This is a genomic window from Lysinibacillus sp. ZYM-1, from assembly GCF_001308875.1.
Taxonomy (GTDB): domain Bacteria; phylum Bacillota; class Bacilli; order Bacillales_A; family Planococcaceae; genus Lysinibacillus.
Genome location: NZ_KQ465107.1, coordinates 195,249 through 215,167, shown reverse-complemented (window position 1 = coordinate 215,167; position 19,919 = coordinate 195,249). Strand labels below are relative to the sequence as shown.

General features: G+C 37.0%; 18 protein-coding genes and 1 pseudogene. 8 read left to right on the top strand and 11 right to left on the bottom strand.

Annotated features, from left to right (window positions below):
- Positions 1–7: 7 nt before the first annotated feature.
- Positions 8–616, top strand: a complete 609-nt coding sequence (locus AO843_RS02635) for a flavin reductase family protein (RefSeq protein ID WP_054609594.1) — start codon at positions 8–10, stop codon at positions 614–616.
- Positions 617–673: 57 nt separating this feature from the next.
- On the opposite strand, the gene AO843_RS02630 is transcribed toward AO843_RS02635, so the two are convergent.
- Complete coding sequence (locus AO843_RS02630; protein WP_054609593.1) at positions 674–1,609, bottom strand: aldo/keto reductase; 936 nt, start codon at positions 1,607–1,609, stop codon at positions 674–676.
- Between the two features lie 119 nt (positions 1,610–1,728).
- Positions 1,729–2,481 (bottom strand): IclR family transcriptional regulator, encoded by a 753-nt coding sequence (locus tag AO843_RS02625; RefSeq protein ID WP_054609592.1) that lies wholly within the window; start codon positions 2,479–2,481, stop codon positions 1,729–1,731.
- Between the two features lie 258 nt (positions 2,482–2,739).
- Here AO843_RS02625 and AO843_RS02620 point away from each other — a divergent pair, with 258 nt between their 5' ends.
- Positions 2,740–4,173, top strand: coding sequence for an alpha/beta hydrolase family protein (locus tag AO843_RS02620; RefSeq protein ID WP_054609591.1), 1,434 nt, complete (start codon positions 2,740–2,742; stop codon positions 4,171–4,173).
- A gap of 37 nt (positions 4,174–4,210) precedes the next feature.
- Here the strand turns inward: AO843_RS02620 and AO843_RS02615 are convergent, their stop codons facing one another.
- From AO843_RS02615 to AO843_RS02600, 4 genes are all read right to left on the bottom strand, one after another.
- Positions 4,211–5,173: a MerR family transcriptional regulator gene (locus AO843_RS02615; RefSeq protein WP_054609590.1), complete on the bottom strand. Its 963-nt coding sequence runs from the start codon at positions 5,171–5,173 to the stop codon at positions 4,211–4,213.
- Positions 5,174–5,547: 374 nt separating this feature from the next.
- Complete coding sequence (locus tag AO843_RS02610) at positions 5,548–6,489, bottom strand: alpha/beta hydrolase (RefSeq protein ID WP_054609589.1); 942 nt, start codon at positions 6,487–6,489, stop codon at positions 5,548–5,550.
- Positions 6,490–6,517: 28 nt separating this feature from the next.
- Positions 6,518–7,591, bottom strand: coding sequence for an LLM class flavin-dependent oxidoreductase (locus AO843_RS02605; protein ID WP_054609588.1), 1,074 nt, complete (start codon positions 7,589–7,591; stop codon positions 6,518–6,520).
- A gap of 21 nt (positions 7,592–7,612) precedes the next feature.
- Positions 7,613–8,815 carry an MFS transporter gene (locus AO843_RS02600; protein WP_054609658.1) on the bottom strand — a complete coding sequence of 401 codons (1,203 nt, stop codon included), beginning with the start codon at positions 8,813–8,815 and terminating at the stop codon, positions 7,613–7,615.
- Positions 8,816–9,081: 266 nt separating this feature from the next.
- On the opposite strand from AO843_RS02600, the gene AO843_RS02595 reads away from it, so the two are divergent.
- Together AO843_RS02595 and AO843_RS02590 are read left to right on the top strand one after the other, a co-directional pair.
- Positions 9,082–9,663: a TetR/AcrR family transcriptional regulator gene (locus AO843_RS02595; RefSeq protein ID WP_054609587.1), complete on the top strand. Its 582-nt coding sequence runs from the start codon at positions 9,082–9,084 to the stop codon at positions 9,661–9,663.
- 273 nt (positions 9,664–9,936) lie between these two features.
- Positions 9,937–11,337: an amino acid permease gene (locus AO843_RS02590; protein ID WP_054609586.1), complete on the top strand. Its 1,401-nt coding sequence runs from the start codon at positions 9,937–9,939 to the stop codon at positions 11,335–11,337.
- A gap of 93 nt (positions 11,338–11,430) precedes the next feature.
- Here AO843_RS02590 and AO843_RS02585 read toward each other — a convergent pair whose 3' ends face one another.
- The gene (locus AO843_RS02585; RefSeq protein WP_054609585.1) at positions 11,431–11,820 is read right to left on the bottom strand and encodes a RidA family protein; all 390 of its coding nucleotides are present in this window, start codon (positions 11,818–11,820) and stop codon (positions 11,431–11,433) included.
- A gap of 414 nt (positions 11,821–12,234) precedes the next feature.
- Here AO843_RS02585 and AO843_RS02580 point away from each other — a divergent pair, with 414 nt between their 5' ends.
- Positions 12,235–13,287 (top strand): AI-2E family transporter, encoded by a 1,053-nt coding sequence (locus AO843_RS02580; RefSeq protein WP_054609584.1) that lies wholly within the window; start codon positions 12,235–12,237, stop codon positions 13,285–13,287.
- Between the two features lie 94 nt (positions 13,288–13,381).
- Positions 13,382–13,924 carry a GNAT family N-acetyltransferase gene (locus tag AO843_RS02575; RefSeq protein ID WP_197278853.1) on the top strand — a complete coding sequence of 181 codons (543 nt, stop codon included), beginning with the start codon at positions 13,382–13,384 and terminating at the stop codon, positions 13,922–13,924.
- Positions 13,925–14,168: 244 nt separating this feature from the next.
- On the opposite strand, the gene AO843_RS02570 is transcribed toward AO843_RS02575, so the two are convergent.
- Positions 14,169–15,200, bottom strand: coding sequence for a S66 family peptidase (locus AO843_RS02570; protein WP_054609583.1), 1,032 nt, complete (start codon positions 15,198–15,200; stop codon positions 14,169–14,171).
- Between the two features lie 186 nt (positions 15,201–15,386).
- On the opposite strand from AO843_RS02570, the pseudogene AO843_RS02565 reads away from it, so the two are divergent.
- A pseudogene (locus AO843_RS02565) lies at positions 15,387–15,615 on the top strand (GNAT family N-acetyltransferase); the annotation flags it as partial.
- Positions 15,616–15,659: 44 nt separating this feature from the next.
- Here AO843_RS02565 and AO843_RS02560 read toward each other — a convergent pair.
- The gene (locus AO843_RS02560; protein WP_054609582.1) at positions 15,660–17,003 is read right to left on the bottom strand and encodes an MATE family efflux transporter; all 1,344 of its coding nucleotides are present in this window, start codon (positions 17,001–17,003) and stop codon (positions 15,660–15,662) included.
- Positions 16,990–17,457, bottom strand: a complete 468-nt coding sequence (locus AO843_RS02555) for a GNAT family N-acetyltransferase (RefSeq protein ID WP_054609581.1) — start codon at positions 17,455–17,457, stop codon at positions 16,990–16,992. Before AO843_RS02555 ends, AO843_RS02560 begins: the two co-directional genes overlap by 14 nt.
- An 86-nt stretch (positions 17,458–17,543) precedes the next feature.
- Between AO843_RS02555 and AO843_RS02550 the strand changes: the two genes are divergently transcribed.
- Positions 17,544–18,374: a MerR family transcriptional regulator gene (locus AO843_RS02550; protein WP_054609580.1), complete on the top strand. Its 831-nt coding sequence runs from the start codon at positions 17,544–17,546 to the stop codon at positions 18,372–18,374.
- A gap of 34 nt (positions 18,375–18,408) precedes the next feature.
- On the opposite strand, the gene AO843_RS02545 is transcribed toward AO843_RS02550, so the two are convergent.
- Entirely contained in the window at positions 18,409–19,818 is a 1,410-nt protein-coding gene (locus tag AO843_RS02545; protein ID WP_054609579.1) for an alpha/beta hydrolase family protein, read from the bottom strand.
- Between the last annotated feature and the right edge of the window lie 101 nt (positions 19,819–19,919).

The window sequence follows — 19,919 nt, the reverse complement described above, 5'->3', positions numbered from 1 at the left end:
GAGTCGCTTGATTTCGATTGATCCTAAGAAAAATTCGGAACGTGAAAACTATAAGTTATTAATTGGAAGTATTATTCCAAGGCCGATTGCGTTTGTGACAACGAAGTCAGAACAAGAGGTTATCAATGGGGCACCATTTAGTTATTTTAATATCGTGTCCTCCAACCCACCGATGATTTCTTTAGCCATTCAAAGACCGAATGGCCGTTTGAAAGATACAGCTCGGCATATCCATCATCAGCAACAATTTGTGGTTCATATTGTGGATGAAAATAATGTAGAGCAGGTGAATGAAACCGCAGCATCATTACCTGTTACAGAAAGCGAAATTGATAGAGCTCAATTTACACTAATAGAGAGTCAACAAATTGCAGTTCCGGGAATTCAAGAGGCAAAGGTACGTATGGAGTGTCGATTAGTGCAGACAATTCCATTGATGAATGGTGAGGAGCAGACAGGCGATTTATTCATTGGTGAAGTCGTACAATATCATATAGATGAAACCATTTATAATGAAGGGCGAATTGATCCAAGAAAACTAAATGCAATTAGCAGACTAGCTGGCTCAAATTACGCAAAAATTGGTGATATATTTGCGTTAGAACGTCCTGTTTAAAAATAAAATGCGAAAATGTTGATTTAACAGCATTTTCGCATTTTTTTGGTTTCAAACTTATATTAAAATTCTCTCTATATTCACTAAATCTTCGTTTGTTAATAGGATATCAGTTGCTTTCACATTGTTAGCCACTTGTTTTTTATGTTTCCCACCTGGGATAACGGCATCAACGCCATCTTGAGCTAATAACCAGGCAAGCGCTAGATTTGGTAATGTCGTTTGCTTTTCCTCTGCAAGTCCATTTAACGCTTCTATTTTTACTAATGTTTGTTCAAATAATTCGCCTTGGAATAAAGGGTTCGAAATTCGCCAGTCCCCAGTACCTAGCTTAAAGTCTTTTGTATACTTGCCACCAAGTAGACCATATGCAAGTGGACCGTATGGAATAAATGAAATTTCATTTTTTATACAGTATGGCAATAAATCCTGTTCTCCTGAACGATTTAACATATTGTAAGGAGATTGTAGGACAGAAATATCATTATGCACATTTGCCTCTATAAGCTGCTCTAATGTTACGTTTGAAATGCCTATTGCTCGGATCTTTCCTTCTTCCTTTAAACGTGACAATTCACCAATTGACTCCGCAAGAGGAGTTTCGTTATCCGGGAAGTGTAGATAGTAAAGATCTACATAATCCATTTGTAGCCGTTTCAAGCTATTTTCGAATGCACCACGTAGATATTGCGGATGATTATCTGTTTTTACTGAACCGTCCTCAAGCCAATGTCTACCGCCCTTTGTTGCTAAAGCGAAATCTTCCCTGGAGTATTTTTTTAATACTTCTCCAACAAGTTCTTCTGAACGCCCTTTTCCATAAATGTCTGCTGTATCAATAAAAGTTATCCCTAAATCAAGTGCAGCTGAGACTAGCTCCTTCCCATCTTGTTCATTTAAGTTTTCAAATAAATTATGTCCACCTACAGCATTCGTCCCAAGACCAATTTTGGAAATCTTGATAGTTGTTTTTTTAAGAGTATGAAATTTCATATTCCTACCTCCTCGTTATTCTGTAATCAGAATAGAGCAAAAAGGATGTTTTACCAACATACATCGTTATAGTTTCATATATAGAAACAATTACATTTTAATTGCCAAGGGCCTTAACATTATGCTAAAAGATAATGAATTTCTTCTGTCAATTGCTGACTTGCCTCTTCTAACTTTTTGACAAATGACCGAATGGCAGTTTTTTTTATTTGATTCGTTGAACCATGCAAAGCAATGGCACCGATTATTTCCCCATTCACATAAATTGGAACGGCAATACAACATTTACCCTCATTCGTTTCTTCATTATCAACAGCATATCCTTGAGCTTTAATAACCTGTAAATGAGGAATCAATAGACCATAATCATAGAAGGTTTTTGCTGTAAAGGTATTAAGTTCAATACTATTTAATAGTTCACGTTGTTTTGTAGGTGACAGATGAGCTAACACTACTTTTCCTAGCGCGCTTGAATGCATAGGTGTCCGAGTATCGATGGCATGAAAAGCAGGCTGTTCAAAAGGCTCTCTAATTACATTTTTTATTACAATGTCACAATTTTCCAAAATACCGATATAAGTAGTTATTTCTTCTTGGCGGGCTAATTGATAGGGCGCTACGAGAGACGCCCATTGGATATCTTTATGCCAATATAAGTGCTCATCCCTGAAAATATGCGGATTTAATTGATAATACTTATTATATTTAAGAACATAATTCATTTTTTCTAGCGTATAAAGCATGCGAAAAACAGATGTCTTATTCATTGATAATTCTTCCATAATTTCAGTTAATGTAAGAGAATGCTTTTGACGTAATATATCTAAAATCAAAAGGCCCCTTTTTAATGTCGATACTTCATAGGAATCCATTTTTGTCCTCTCCTAACTTCTAAAATAACTTAACCTGTACCTATGAAATATTCATAGTTCTTTATTGATATTATAAAGACAATTTTTTATAACTTCTCAATTTTTTTTTAATAATAAATAGCCTCAAATTTGTAAAATGGTGGACAATTATAAAAAATGTCAGTGTTTTTTTGTATTAAGCGCTTGATTCTCCTCTTACTGGAGGTAATACACTTTGATTTGAATCAGCAAGATCAAAAAAACAAGGAGGTTTTTATTATGAGGTCTATTGAATTGTTTTATGTCATCTTTAATATTGTTTTACTAGGTTGGTTAGTTTTTGGTAGAAATAAGTCACAGCGAGGAATACTGATAGCTGGTGGTATGTCTATGCTATTTCTACTTGTCCATGGAATCATCGAAGGGATGCGGTGGCAAATGATACCGACTTATTTGATGACATTATTTTTTCTCGTTGTTGTTGTGATAAGGCACTTTTTTAACTCAAAAGTTCAAAAAGAACAACAATCAAGTATGCGCCGATTACGCGTTGTTCTGAATTCAACATTAGCCGTACTTTATTCTGCCATAGCAGTTAGTCTGCCTATCGTTCTTCCGGTATTTACCTTTGAAAAGCCAGCGGGTCCGTACAAAATTGGAACAGTCACCTACGATTGGGAGGATACTAAGAGGGAAGAGACTCTCACACCAGAACCTGGCGACAAACGCGAATTAATGGTACAGATCTGGTATCCTGCTGATATGAATGCTAAAGGTAATACGGCTCCTTATATTTCCGATTCTGCTGTTTTTGCAGAGGGGTATAGTAAAATTTTAAATTTACCGAAGTTTTTATTCACAAATTTTGGTTATGTCAAAACACATGCTATTGAGAACGCTGAGATTTCTAATCAGGAAACAACCTATCCGGTACTCCTTTTCTCTCATGGCTTTAGTGGGCATAAAAATCAGAACACTTTTCAAATTGAGCAATTAGTCAGTCAAGGCTATATCGTGGTAGGTATAGATCACACCTACAGTAGCACGGCCTCAGTTTTTTCTGATGGTCGTATAGCAAATTACGTCCCACAAAAAACGGAATCAATTGCATATTTAGATAAAGCAAATGAAGGTTGGGTAGAAGATGCTAAATTTGTGCTGGATCAAGTAGAGCAGCTGGCCCAAAATGATTCTGAAAACCGTTTTACAGGTCGAATGGATATGGAGAATATAGGTATGTTTGGCCATTCCTTTGGTGGGGCAACGAGCACCCAAATGCTAATGACAGATTCAAGAATAAAAGCAGCTCTTAATATGGACGGCGTTCTATATGGAAAACTCCGAGTTCCTACGGAGGGGCTGAAGAAGCCGTTTATGATGATGAGTGCAGATGACTCAATCAGAGAAGCGAAGGAAACGGATGATAAGGAGTTAATCGAGTTTATAAAGGAAACTTTGCCACGGTATGAGTATGTAACTGTGGGTGGGAACTATTGGATGAAGATTAAAGATATGAAGCATATGGGCTTCTCTGATTTATATCTGTTTTCACCACTTTATGAACGGATGGAAGGGGTCGACATCCAAAAGGCTTATCATCTGATTAACGACTATTCATTGGATTTCTTTAATCATTATTTAAAGCAACAGCCATTTAAACTATTAGAGCAAAATATTGGGGATTATCCAGAATTTACGTTACAGAAAGGTTGACAGCTAAGGCGAATAGTTGAGGGTGTTTAACCCTCAACTATTCGCCTTCTGAATTTTCCGTATGTTCAAGTCGCCATTCTATTCCTTGAAATAGTAATTGATTAGCTTTTGAGAGTTGGTAGTATTGTGGACTTAGAATGGCACATAACGTTTCGCATCGTTCGAGTCGTTTGGTTTTGGTTCTTTGAATATATTTTACAAAGTAATGGAAGTAATCTTCTTTATTGTCCAATTGCTCTGAGTTCGTATACAGCCTAGCAGTATCATCGACAATGGCCTGTACAACCGGACTGCTGGCAGGCGATTTTTGTTTCAACGCCTTATTCAATCGATCATGGATGTTTTCGAGCTTTCTGACCAGTGTTGTAGCATTATATTTTGGTTGATGAACAATATTCATGTACAAAAATTCAGTGTTTTTCAGGTCTTTTATAAACTGCGGATCATTTATGAGCTCCTGCAACTCATGCCAAGCAGCGGTTTGTTTGGCGGAGCCTTTCACCTGATTAATAATATATTTATCAAAATAATAAAAAAACGAATCTTTCCACTCTTTTGGAATGTCATTTAAGAATTGTATTTCTTTCACTTTTTTATCGATAAATTGTTTTTTATTTTCAGCTTTAATTGTTCGAGCATTTATTAAATCATGAATACACTGCAATGAATCCCCATTATGTTCCTTTGCTTGACGCAAAATTGATATCATATCCATAAGCGTATTAACCTGTGTTTCCATCGATTCAATCTGCCAATCAAGTGCTCTAGTGAATGATATCTCCTCAGATATCATTTTGCTTATTTCATCAATTCCAAAATCCAAATAACGCAGGTTTGTAATCATTTCAAGACGCCATATATCTTCCACCGTGTATAAACGATGTCCACCATCAGTGTAACTTGTAGGTTTCAGCAACCCAACTTCATCATAGTAACGAACTGTTTTTATAGTAGAACCTATTATTTTAGCTGTTTCACCTATAGTATATTTTTCCTCCAAATGATTACACCTCCTGATTGGATCACTTTATAGTAATTTTAACATCATAGTTCATTTGATGATAAAAAAAGTCATTATTTTATTTTTCGATAAACTTGCCATAAATGAATCCTTAAAACATTGAAAGCCATAAATAGAGGAATTAGACTTGCATAGCTGTGAAGTTTTTATCAACAAGGTCACCATAACTAAATTGTTATAATTAAAAATGCGAAAATATCGTCAAAGCATTTTCGCATTTTAAATTTTCCCATATTCAAACATTCCAAGAGCAGCAACTTTCATTTAGAAAATTCTGCTCCTGTCAATTATGATTGCAACTGAACTCCTTAACGACTATGATAAAGGCTAGTTCACATTCTCAGTAAGGTAGATTAAGGGTGAAGAGCGCGAGCCATTGCATCTAAATAGTTCTGACTTGCACGCTGACTTACCTCGGCTTCAGGCACAAAGACTTCAAAGCAATGAAAGCTACCAGGGTAGAGATTCATTTCAACATCTACTCCTGCTTGGGCAAGACGTGTTACATAATCAAAGGTTTCATCCCGAAATAAATCAAGTTGCCCTATACATGTATAGGTTGGCGGTAACCCTGCTAAATTATCTGCTCTTGAAGGAACCGCATACGGAGAAAGTTCGTTGGTGTCCTTTTCTTCTCCTAAGTACATACGCCAAGCGGTCAAATTATTTGATCTACTCCATGTTGCATGAACATCAGTAATCTCATAGCTAGATGGTGTTTCATTTCGGTTATCAAGCATTGGATATAATGGCATTTGGAATATAATTGAGGGCCCTCCCTTATCGCGAGCCATTAATGCTAGAGCTGCTGTTAGCCCTCCGCCACCACTTGCACCAGCAATTGCCACTCGTTTAACATCAATGCCGAGTGATGGAGCCTCAGCTGTCATCCATACTAATCCTGCATAACAATCTTCAATTGCGGCTGGATAAGGATGCTCAGGAGCAAGTCGATAATCAACAGAAACGACAACGCAGTTAGCGGTCTGAACAAAACGTTCACATAGAAGATCATCCATATCGGGGTGTCCCATAACGAAACCACCACCATGAATCCAAAGCATAGCTGGAAGTTTATCACGGTTTCGTTCAATTGGCTCATAAATTTTAACTAGCATTTCACCTCCATCTCCTCTAGGAATCATGCAATTCGTCGTGTGCACAAGTGTTGACTTTTCCAATGGTGGCTGGACTAAGAGGCTGCGACTCCACGCTAAATCTTCCTGCAGACGAAAGCCCGGAAATTGTGAGTAAGCCTGTCTTAATTCTGGTAGTACTCGGTTATTAATCGTCATATAAATTCCCCCTTAAAATAATGAAATCCTAAAGAAATGGATGTCCTTCTAGTGCCATTTCCGACTCCCATTTGGCAACTTCCTCACGCACACGGGGTGCCACTTCTGTTCCAAGAAGTTCTATCGCTTGCATGACTTGATCATGTGGCATTGTACTTAAAGGTACGTATAGCATAAACCGTGTGATCCCTACATGTTTACGAAGATGAATGATTTTATCTGCAACTGTCTTTGGATCACCTACATATAATGCCCCTTCAAAACTTCGTGCAGCATCATAACTAGAACGATCATAATACGGCCAGCCGCGTTCTTTGCCCAATTTATTCATGCCCGCTTTTGTGGATGGGAAAAATGTATCTGCTGCCCATTCCTTATTTGGACCAACAAAACCTATTGAATGAGAGCCTACCTGAAGCTTAGATAAATCGTGGCCTGCATGAGCTGCAGCTTTTTTATAGAGTTGTACGATTGGAGCAAACTGCATAGGACTGCCTCCAATGATTGCTAGCATAAGTGGTAATCCTAAAAGTCCGGCCCGAATGGCAGATTGTTGATTTCCTCCACTTCCAATCCATATGGGTAAGGAGTTTTGAACAGATCTTGGATACACACCTAAATTGTTGATGGCTGGTCGATGCTTCCCTTCCCATACTACTTTTTCTGACTCGCGAATTTTGAGTAATAAGTCCAAATGTTCTTCAAACAGTTCATCATAATCATTTAAATTGTAGCCAAATAGGGGGAAAGATTCGATAAAGGATCCACGGCCAGCCATAATCTCCGCACGCCCATTTGATAGTCCGTCTAAAGTAGAAAAATCCTGATAGACACGTACTGGATCAGCTGAAGAAAGGACGGTCACTGCACTTGTAAGTCGAATGTTTTTCGTTTGCGAAGCGGCAGCGGATAGCACCATTGCTGGAGAGGATGCAGCATAATCTTCTCGATGATGCTCGCCAACGCCAAATACATCCAGCCCTACTTGATCTGCAAGAATAATTTCTTCCACCACTTCACGCAAACGTTGTGCATGACTAATCACTTCTCCACTATGAACATCTGGTTTTGTTTCTACAAAAGAGGTAATTCCTATTTCCATTTGTCATCTCTCCTAGTTAATTTAATAGTTTGTCAACTTTTTAGTTGTTGCCCAACAAAGAATAGCCATTGCGCTAATGGAAGCTCCGAGGAAACAAACCCCTCCCCAGCCAAAGTGTGCATACATTAGCGTAGAAGCAATTGAGCCACTCGCACTGCCAATGGAATAAAAAATCATGTATCCAGCGGTAAGTCGACTCCGTGCCTCTGTACGTAATGGAAGAATCATCGCCTGATTAGTAACATGGACTGCCTGTACAGCCAAATCAAGCAACACGATTCCTACAATTAACGCTAATAACGACTGTTCTAGATAGTTGATAAACAACCATGAAATCAGTAATAGAGCTAAAGCAATGCCTGTTGTTCTTTGTCCGTAACCTCGATCGGCCAGTTTTCCTGCCTGTGCCGCAGCTAATGCACCAGCCACTCCAACAAGACCAAAAGCGCCAATTGCACTATGTGAAAGGGCTAATGGTGGTGCACTAAGTGGAAGCACAAGTGGAGTCCACAAAATACTGAAATCAGCAAAAATTAGCATGGCTAGAACTGAGCGGATACGCAATGTTTTTTCTTGTTTAAACAGAGTAAACACGGATTTAATTAGTTGATGATAGGGAAGTGTTTTTACTTCACGCTCCACTTTCGGTAACACCTTTAGAAACAAACAGGCCATTACAAGCATAACGGCGGCAGAAACTAGATAGACGGAACGCCATCCTCCCAAATCTGTTAATAATCCAGCGAAGGTCCGAGCAAGCAGTATGCCAATGACAATTCCACTTGTGATAAAACCAACGACACGTCCACGTTCTGTAGGGGAAGCTATAGTTGCTGCAAATGCCACAAGTGTCTGTGTCACAACTGCAAGTAAACCGACTAAAGCCATACCTGCGAAAAGTACCACGCTTAAAGAAGCAGTACCGACTATAACTAAAGCCGTTGTGGATAACAGCATCTGTCCGATAATCAAACGTCGCTGGTTTAGTAAGTCCCCAAGTGGCACTAGAAGTAATAAGCCCAACCCATAAAAGATCTGCGTGATGGTAATAACAACACCGATAATCGAGTGATCAATATTAAACTCATTAGACAATTGATCAAGCAGCGGCTGTGCGAAGTAAATATTGGCGACAGACATGCCACAGGCTGTTGCGAATAAAAATATGACAGCACGAGGCATAGAAGTTTGTCGGCTCATCACGGATGTATCCCTTTCTTGCATCAGATCACTATCCACACCATAACCTCCGTTCATGAAAGAATTTAATTATAACATACCGATCGGTACAATATAATTATTGGTAAATATATCTTACTGTTATGAATGATGTCAAGTATTTATTTGGGGTTTTTTTATATCTTATTCACTTCATATATCGGAAATTGACAATAAAAGCAGCTAATTATACAATGATTACATACTGTTTGGTATTTTAATTTTTTGAAGTTTCCAACTCACTAACTTTAAATAATGGAGGTGGATTTTTTATGGCAAGAACCCGTGAATTTGATGAAGAAAAAGTATTAGAGGCTGCCATGCAGTTATTTTGGGAGAAGGGATATGAAGCCACTTCTTTAAGTGATCTCACTGCTAGAATGGGTATTCAACGTCCGAGTATTTATTCAACCTTTGGTGACAAAAAAGAGCTTTTCGAAGCGGCACTTCGAAGATATACGACATCTCGTGCAGCTGATATACGAGCAAGACTCCAAAGCCATACGTCTGTAAAGCAGGCATTTGCTACTTTTTTTGAAGAAGTGATTGCAGCTGAATATACGAAAGATCTTAGTAACGGCTGTTTTTGTATCAATACAATGGTTGAATTAGCTCCTCATGACGAGAGATTTGAAATTTTAACGAGAGAACATCAACTTTATCTAGCTGTTATTTTTCAGGAGACGATAGAGCGAGGAGTCCAAGCGGGTGAGTTTGAGGCTGACATGGATGCAAAATCTTTAGCACAAGCACTAATTGTATCGTTAATTGGATTAACCGTTATGATGAAATCACAGCCACAGCGTTCCTTTGTTGATAATGCAATAGCAACGACTCTCACATTACTTCAATAAAGTTTTAAACTATTAAAAGAATAAAATTTTGTAGTCCATGTATCCCTTTAAAATAATATTTTAAAGGGATTTTTGCTGAGGTTTTTTAAGATAAAAGAAAATATACAATAATTTAGATTGATTTATTGTTGAGTACAAATTATTCTATAAAAAATGAATTATTATAATAATCTAATTGTTGACTATATTTAGAAAACTGTATAATATACAATTATTATTAAAAATGTATAAAAATGATAGTTGGTGTTGTTTGTTGAAAAAAGGGGGGGTATTATGGCGAGTTTTTTACGAAGGAAGTCGATCGAACAAGCTAACAAGATAACAGAGGTAGAACGCTTTAAACTTAAACGTGAACTGGGTTCATGGCAGTTAATGCTGTATGTTCTAGGAGCAACAATTGGGGCAGGGATATTTGTATTACCAGGAACGACAGCTGCTTTACATGCAGGTCCAGGGGTAATTGTTTCTTTCTTAATTGGTGGAATTGTGACAATTGCAGTTGGACTAGCATATGTTGAATTTGCAGCAATGGCCCCCGTCGCCGGAAGTGCCTACACCTATTCCTATATCGCGTTAGGTGAAATTATCGCCTGGATGATTGGATGGGATTTATTATTAGAATTTACCGTTATTGCTAGTACCGTTGCAGTTGGTTGGAGTGGTTACGTAGATTCATTTTTACAATCTGTAGGTATTCATTTACCAGAGGTTCTCACAAAGGATATTGCACACGGTGGGATTGTTAACCTGCCTGCCGTAATTGGATGGCTTATCGTGGCATGGATTGCATTGAGCGGGATTAAGAATGTGGGCCGTTCAAACACATTATTTACCATCGCTAAGGTTGCAGCGATAATCCTGTTCCTTGTTATCGGTACTTTCCATGTTGATCCTGTAAACTGGACGCCATTTACACCATTTGGGTGGTCAGGTGTCATGGCGGGCGCAGCATTAGTATTCTTTGCCTTTACAGGTTTTGATGGTGTGACAACAGTACTTGAAGAAGTAAAAAATCCACAAAAAACAATCCCGAAAGCATTGATTGGTGGGTTGAGTGTTTTAACGCTTATTTATGCTCTTGTTGCAGCAATCTTGACAGGGATTGTACCATTCCCTGATTTAGATGTCCCAAATCCTACAGTGTTCGCATTACAATCTGTAGGTATTCAATGGGGAGGTGCTATTGTCGCGGTAGCCGTTATCTTTGGGTTGCTTGCTACAATGATTGCAAATACAACAAGTGCTACACGTGTACTATTTGCCATGAGTCGTGATGGTCTTCTTCCTGAGCGTATTGCTCAAACTAATAAAAAGACAGGGGTTCCTGTATTATCAACTATCATTGTTGTACTAACGGGTATTCTGTTATCAGGATTCTTATCGATTGGTGAATTAGCCGAGTTTGCGAACATCGGTGGTTTAACGGCATTCGCCTTAACGACAGTCAGTGTTATTGTGCTTCGTTATACAAGGCCAGATCAACCACGAGCATTTAAAGTTCCAGCTATATGGCTTGTAGGAATCGTTGGTGTAGGAGGATCACTAGCACTAATCTTTAGTCTTCCGTTATTTACGATTTTACGCTTTTTCATTTGGTTGTTAATCGGTTTAGTTATCTATTTATTCTATGGGTATAAACATGCAAAAATCGGCTCTACTGGTGAAAAACAATAATGAAAGATTTTATCCCCCTTTAGAGTCTCTAAAGGGGGATTTTCTATGAATAAATACAAATCACATTTCTATAAAATTTAACATAAAATAAGGCTATAATTCTTTACAAGCCCATGCATCAATTTCAACCTTTAAGGCTGGAGCAGCCAGTGCTACTACGTATATTAATGTTGTACATGGAAGATGGCCTTCCAAAAAATCACTGATCGTTTCTTTTCGTTGATGAGCCTCCATATCCCCCACCAAATAAAACACGAGCTTTGTGATATCTTGAATCCCCATATCGGCACTATCAAGATTTTTTCTAATATTATTTAGGGCAATTTTCAATTGAGTGATCGGATCTTCAGGTATAGTTCCATCGAGCTCCATGCCGATTTGCCCAGACAATGTTAACCATCTGTTTGGGCCAGTTACTTCAATTTGATGGACATAAGGGGCTACAGGTGGATGAATGTCTTGAGGATTTCTACTAATTTTCATCGAATCAGTCCTTTTCTATTATCATTTATAGCTCTCATTAAAATAGCATAGAGCAATAATGGATAAAAGTAATACAAATACCATTATAGATGAACTTTCAAATTGGATATGTAGAATCTAAGAGTTATAATAGATTCATAGAATATAGGCTTATACGCTGATAAAGCTTTCAAAATGGATAAAAGTATTAACTTTTTAATTTGACTAGACATACAATTCACTTCACCACCCTTAGGTTTTATACGGATTTGGTCTTAATTTGAAGGTAGATGGCTATACTCATTAGATGAGAGGGAAATTTTTACATAAGAATGATGCGTATTGATGTAAATTAATGTTTACTACTGATGTTTAGTTACTAGTGTAACCTTAGGTAGCAGAGGCAGCGAGCCATTTTGTAGAAGGAGTGAATAGATGAGTAATTTCTTTCGGAGTAATGGATTTAAACGTTTTATCATTCTAGTTGGAATTGCTGTTGCATTATATTTAATGCGTAGTATGATCAACTTAATTTTGCTTACGTTTATTATTACCTATTTGATGAATCAGCTTACTACGAAGACGACGAAAGGCATAAGAAAATATACGCCAATGAATGAAAAAGCTGTCACTGTAACATTATACTTGTTACTGGTCGCTGGTATTGTAGCTGTGATTTACAAATACTTGCCCATTGTCACCCAGCAAATCACACAGCTTTTTGATTTGATTGCCAGTTTTAATCTTGATCCAGATGACAATGAGATTGCCAGATATTTAGCTCCGACTTTTGAGAAAATTGAGCTTGGCAAATATTTAGAACAAGGTGTGGATTTAACGCTCAAAAATATTACGAATATTGGTAAAATCATTATGCAAATTTTGATTTCCCTAATATTGAGTTTGTTCATCTTGTTAGAAAAGAAACGAATCATCGAGTTTACGTCAAAATTTAAGGATAGTAAAATTGGGCCTCTTTACGATGAACTTCATTATTTCTCAAGAATTTTCATCCGCTCATTCGGTAAAGTGATTGAGGCACAGTTCATTATTGCAGCTGTTAACTGTGTATTATCTGTAATTGCCCTTTCTATTATGGGCTTCCCACACCTAATTGCTCTTGGGATTATGCTCTTTATTTTAGGCTTAGTGCCAGTCGCAGGCGTTATTATTTCATTAATCCCACTAAGTATTATTGCCTATAGTATTGGTGGCTTAATGTACATTGTCTACATTTTAGTAATTGTTATGGTTTTACACGCCATTGAAGCATATTTCTTAAATCCAAAGCTAATGTCAGCAAAGACAGATTTACCGATTTTCTACACATTCATGGTCATCCTCTTCTCAGAGCATTTCCTTGGTGTATGGGGATTAATCATTGGTATCCCATTATTCATGTTCTTACTTGATATACTGGGTGTTACTTCCTCAGAAGATCCTAAACAGAAATTAGACTCCTTAGGGGACAAAAAACAGATGGAATAGAATAGCTTTACAAAGGGATCATCTTGTACGGAGAGAGGATCCCTTTTTACTTTCAAGCTTAGCTCATTTAAGATAAGTAGAGGGGGTGTTTACAATGATGGTAAAAGGACAGAAGGTATATTTAAGGGAAATCGCTGATAACGATATAGATAGTATTGCGAGATGTTTTCAAAATGAAGAAATCATGTATATGACAGGAAATCGTAACTTGTTAACAAAGGAACAAATTAAAGAGGCTATCCACCGCTTTAGAGAAGATTCGGCTCGCTATGATTTTGCTATTTGCTTAGTACATAATGATCAAGTAATTGGGGATTTAGCCATTATGGAAGTGGATTTAGAGAATAAAAAAGCAATGTTCCGTATAGCTCTGCATGGGATAGAGGATTGTGGCAGAGGGCTTGGATCAGAAGCAGTCCAACTTGCTCAAAAATTCACATTTGAGGAGCTGTGTCTGAATCGTTTAGAATTACAAGTTTACTCTCACAATATTAGAGGAATCAAATCCTATGAAAAGGTCGGCTTTAAAAAAGAAGGTGTATTGAGGCAGGCACTATTTATGAACAATACTTTTTCAGACGAAATCATAATGAGTATTCTTTCGGAAGAGTATATGAAAATACCAAATAGACATTGAGCCAACACAAATTTTGTGTTGGTTTTTTTTAGTCTCATTTCTATAAATGTATTACACCCTTTTTGAAAATTGTGTCATATGATATAGAGTAGTTGAAAATGGAAATGGAGAGTTTTGAGAGAAAAGATAATAATGAAAGTGAGTGAAAGGAAAGGCAGTTGTGGGCTATGCGTTTTCGTCATTTCTATTCAAGGGACCTACATAAGGCCCCTTTCTATTTACTCGAGTTGGATAATTTTGTACTCTAACAAAATTGCATTTTTAGCGTACCTTTCCCACCTTCAACAACAACTTCACCAAGTGCTCCATTTACTAAAATTAATTGTGGAGGTACATGACCAATATCTACGTCATAGAAAACGGGTATTCCCATTTCATCAAAAATATCTCGTAAAGCATCTACTAATGTAAAATCCTTTAGATCTTCATATAGCCCTGCCCGCCCAATCAGGACCCCGTTACATTTTGTGAACCAACCATTATACTTTAATTGCCAAAGTGCTCGATAAATTTTTGCTGCATCCATACCCACACTTTCTAAATACCATATTGTTCCTTCCTCAGAACAATATTTGTTAATAAAGGGCTCTACGTAATCGAAAGGTGTACCTATAAGTATTTGTAATGTATTTAAACATCCACCTATTAATCTACCTGTCATACGGTTACGAAGTTCGTTATTTAAAACTTTCCACTCAGTAGCATTGTCAAAATAAAATCCTGTAGCAGGATTTTTAAAAACATGTTCCCAGCTCGATTGAAAATATTCTGAGGAGTTTTGAGTGATTGAATGACCCGCATGACACGTAAGCACATCTATCCATTTAGAAGATAGATCATCCCATTTAGGTGCTGATAATTCAGTGAAATTCACACCATGTGCAGAAGCATATCCAGTCACTGTTGTGTATACAAATGATAACGTACTAATATCTGAATAGCCTAATATCCATTTCGGACCTGCCTTTTTTAATTCATCCCAATCAATTAGAGGTAATATCTCCATCAAAAAACTGCCACCCCATGGCGGCATGATGACATCAACACTCTTATCTAATAAAAAATTCATAAGCTCAAAGACACGTTTTTCTTTTGTAGTACTTCTACCTTTAAGCTGCGTCCAGGTAGTATTCCCGACGATAACGCTAATATCTCTTTGGGCTAATTTTTTTTTAGCTTCTGTTATTAAAAGACGAAGGTGCTGCTCAACGCCGCTAGATGGAGCGGTTACTCCTATTGTTAGAGGTGCTTTTATAGAAGGATATTGTATTTTCATCTACCATCTCTCCTTTGTTTTGCGATGAAAAACCTGCTGTACACAATAGACTCACTACACGTTCAAAATTATTTAGGAATAAAGCTATGAAATTATATGTTTATCCTTATCTTATTTGTAATAATATACATAAAAGTAAAATAATAATCAATATTAGTTAGTAAACTCAATAATACAATTAGTAGTGTTGGTGGCTACTGGATCTACCGCATTATGATTGATCAGCACTTTCAAGGTAAAGGCTACAAAACTAATGATTAAAGAAATAGCTAAGTTACCGGATGCAACAAAGGTTGTAGTAGGCTATCGTCCAGAAAATAAAGGTGCACATCATCTATATGCAAGTTTAGGGTTTGTTGATTACGGTGATCGTTTCGGTAAAGAAATGGCTGTTATTAGATATTTGACTGAATAAATAGTAGGAAAGGGACCTGTATAAGTACAAGGTCCCCTTTCCATTTAAGCAGTGTCTGGAGAGGCAATTGCCCGTGGATTTTTTTTAATGTACCAGTAAATGAGCAGCGCTGTAATACCCTCTGCCACTGGGAAGGTCCACCAAATTGCCTGAGAGCCAAGCACTTTAGGCAAGAGGATAAGTGTTGGGATAAATAAGATAATACTACGAAGTAACATAATCATTGTGGCAATACGAATTTTTTCGATGGATTGAAAGAATTCGGCGAACACCATATTGATTCCTAAGAATACATAGCCAATGGCGAAATGAACAAAGCCTTGAGTTGCCATATGACGAATTTCCAATGAGCTATCTCCGAATAATGCCATTAACTGTGAAGGGAAAAGCATAGCTATAAACGCTGTTGTTAACCCTAAAATAAAGGCAGTGGCTAACCCAATTTTTAATAATGCCGTTAATCGTTCAAGTAATCTTGCACCATGATGATAGCTAACTAATGGCTGTAGGGCCATACCAATCCCTAGGAAAATCGTTAACAGGACTGTATGGATATAGTTGACCATTGCATAGGCTGTCACACCGCTTGCTCCTAGATAGTGTAAAAAGGTTACGTTATACAAAATGACAATAACCGCTACAGAAGCTTCGACGATAAAACTAGGTAATCCAATAGCAAAAATTTTTCTTAGATCTGATACATTGAAAAAAGAAGAGACAAACTTTAATTCAGATTGTGGGCGGAAAAAGTGAAGACATAGTACAGCTGTACCTATGATAGTAGCTATTGCTGTTGCTAAGGCACAGCCTGTTACACCATAATCTAGGACGAAGATAAAAATATAATTTAAGATAATATTCAATACAGATGTCGTAATTAAGCCCAGCATTGCTAGCTTTGGATTACCATCATTTCGAATAAAAATACTTAGTAAATTTTCAATTGTGTAAAATACCCCAAATAACAAAATAACATGTAGATATTCTTGTACATATGGATACGTATCATCGCTCGCGCCGAATATATAAGAAACATCCTTTAGATTAAACGCAAGGAAACCGATAATTGTTACCACGACCACAAGCATCATAGTAAATGCCAACGTAAAGAGCTGATGGGCTCGTTGCTTATTGCCTTCCCCTAGAGAAATTGAATAAAGTGTAGCTCCTCCCATACCAATCCAAAGAGAAATGGAAAGTAAAATAGAGAAAATCGGAACAGCGATATTAACCCCTGCTAAGGCGGTAGGTCCCACGCCGTGACTGACGAAAATACCATCTACTAAAATATTGACTGACATCAGGAACATACCGATCATTGCCGGAAATAAGTAGGATAAAAACAATGGTTTAAGCGGCCTTGTTTCAATTGGATTAATGGTTGTCATGTCCATGCACCTCCAAGACCATTACTTTTTCACCTTTATCATCTAGTTCGCCATTAAATAAAAAGCCAAATTGCTTATATAGCTGAATAGCTACTGCATTATTGTCATAAACACTTAAATATATTTTGTGACAGTTGAACTTTACTGTTAAGTAATGTATAAGCTGCTGTAAAAAATGTTTACCTAAACCCTGTCCCTGATATCGTTCATCAATCAAATATCGATCGAGCCAAATACGTTGACTGTGATCCTCGTGAGGGAATACGCCATACATAGCGAAGCCTATCGCGGTGCAATCCTTATACAAACCTAAGGGTGTAAAGCGCCGATCCATTTCCGCCTCTGCTAAGCATTGGTCTGTACTTTCGATGAAATTTTGCTGATTGTCAGCAATGCGTAATGCTAAAATTTCCTGTTTGTTAAAAGCTGTAATGTCACGAATCTCCGTGAACATAATGTCAAAACCTTTCTATTTTTAATGTGAATAGGTACAATCTAAAGTATATAGTTACTATATAGTCAAGGGAGGAAACTCAAAAAATGCTTAATAAAAATGTGAAATATTTTACAACTGGAGAATTTGCTAAAATATGTAAAGTTAATAAGCAAACTTTAATTTATTATGATCAAATTGGCTTGTTATCTCCCGTCATGAAGGATAGTAAAGATTATCGGTATTATTCACTTGCCCAATACGACTTTTTTAGCGTCATTGAGTTATTAAAGGCTGTTGGCATGTCTTTGAAAGATATCCAGCAGTATATGGCAGAGAAATCACCTGAGAATTTTTTAGATTTGATGCATCAGCAAAAGGAAATTGTCGCGAAGAAACGTCGAGAACTGGAGATGATTGAAGATATTATCGATGTCAAAATTGATTTAACAGAGGAGGCGCTACATCTCGATTTTGATAGCGTTACAATCGAGCATTTACCAGAGGCAACAATGTACTTAAGTCGAAATATTGAGGATTCAACGGAAGAACAATTTGTTAAGGCAGTCTCAGATTTTATTGATGAGTTGGATCTCTCCCAATTAGACACAGGTTATCCTATTGGCGGGATTACAAGGAGGGAGCAAGTGTTAGCAGGTAACTATGATAATTATAGTTACTTGTATATTGAACAGCCGCATCCACAGGAAGGTCACCCTTATTTCAAGGCGATTGAAGGAATTTTTATTGTTGGATATCATGTAGGAACGTCCACGACACTTGGCGAGTCCTACAAGCGATTATTTAAGGTTATGAGTGAAAAGGGCTATGAACTGGGGCAATACGTTTATGAGGAATATATTTATGATGCGGTTATTAAAAATCGTGAAGAGGAATATGTAACAAAAATTATGGTGGAAATAAAAGAAGGTTGTTGATGCATCTCTGCCTTTCAACAACCCCAAATATGCTTTAATGCAAAGTTAAGTTTATTTCCGGATGTTCCTTTTGTATTTTATTTAATTTATTGTCATGGGTTCCTTTTAAATTTTTATCGAAAAAACCAAGTGATAATTCATTAATCAATTTATAAATTGCATTTACATCTGCCCCAGATTCATTAATAATCGGCGAAACGGCTGCTAAATCTGTAAAACTTCCGTGATTTGTTTTTGGAATAATAGCTGTGTAGACACCAGGCTTTTCAATTGTTTTATTTCGTAGATGAGCTTCTACAAACAATTCATCACGATTACCAGGCTGTTGGTTATATGCTTCTTTCATAAAGTTAATGGATGCCTCAGCATTCATAAGCATAAAAGGCTTTTCAGGACCATTTTTGGGCATTGAATCGCCATATAACCCACCATCCATATCAATGGCTGCTTTAATACGATTATCCTTTACTAGCATTTGAGCAGAAGTAGCACCGCCAAAAGAATGACCTAGCATACCAATGTTATCATAGTCAATTAGTGAGGCTATTGCATGGAAGTTCTTATCAAAATCACCTTTAATGACTTCATCTAAAACAAATGATGCATCCTGCTCCCAAAGATGGATTCGATTATTCAAGAATGTAATGGTGTTTTCAATTGGTGTAAAATCAACCCGATCACCATCGGGGAATATTGTTGTTGCCGCATCACCTGTAAAGTTAAGAGCAACGACAATATAGCCATGACTCACTAATTCTTCTAGTTGGAAGGTATTTTGGCGACTATATAAACTCATACCATGTGCAAATAATAAAAGTGGAAATTTTTCTTTAGACTTTATAGCTGTCGCATCTTGATAAGAATGGGTTTTCGTTAGTCCTAAATGCGTTGTAGCAATATTGGGAAATCCCTGTGTCGTTGCTAACTGTTGTGTTAACGCATCTATATCTTTAAAGTAGGGTGAAGGCTGTCCTGTCCCTTTTTCAGCAGGATAATAAACTTGAATCATCAGTTCACGATTCACCTGATGATTAGGTACGACAAATTCTTTGCGATTCTTATCGATCAGGTGAAATGTCTGTGTTCCTACTGTGTATTTTCCTGTTGGTTCGGGAAAAGACATGATTGGAAATAACGTTGGTAATGTGAACATTGCAATAGTGGCCACAACAATGCCTGAAATTTTAATTATTTTCATACTTATTTTTTTTGAAACAATTGTATTTTTGGGCTTCACAAAAACTTGCAATGTTAATAACATCAAAACAAAATAAGCAGGGATCATGCGCCAGTTAGCACCAATCGTTATAATTGTTCCTATTAATAAAACGTAATTGGCAGCTATCATAATAAGGTTTATTTTAGTTACCCCACGTTGTCTAAAAGTTAGTGATATACTCGATAGTATTAAAATAAGTGTAAATAGTACTTCTAAGGTTTTCATCATTTATCTCCTTTTCATACATACGAATGTATGTAATTAGTTAAAAATATTTTTAAGTATATATACATACGAATGTATGTATAGGATTAAAATAATAAACT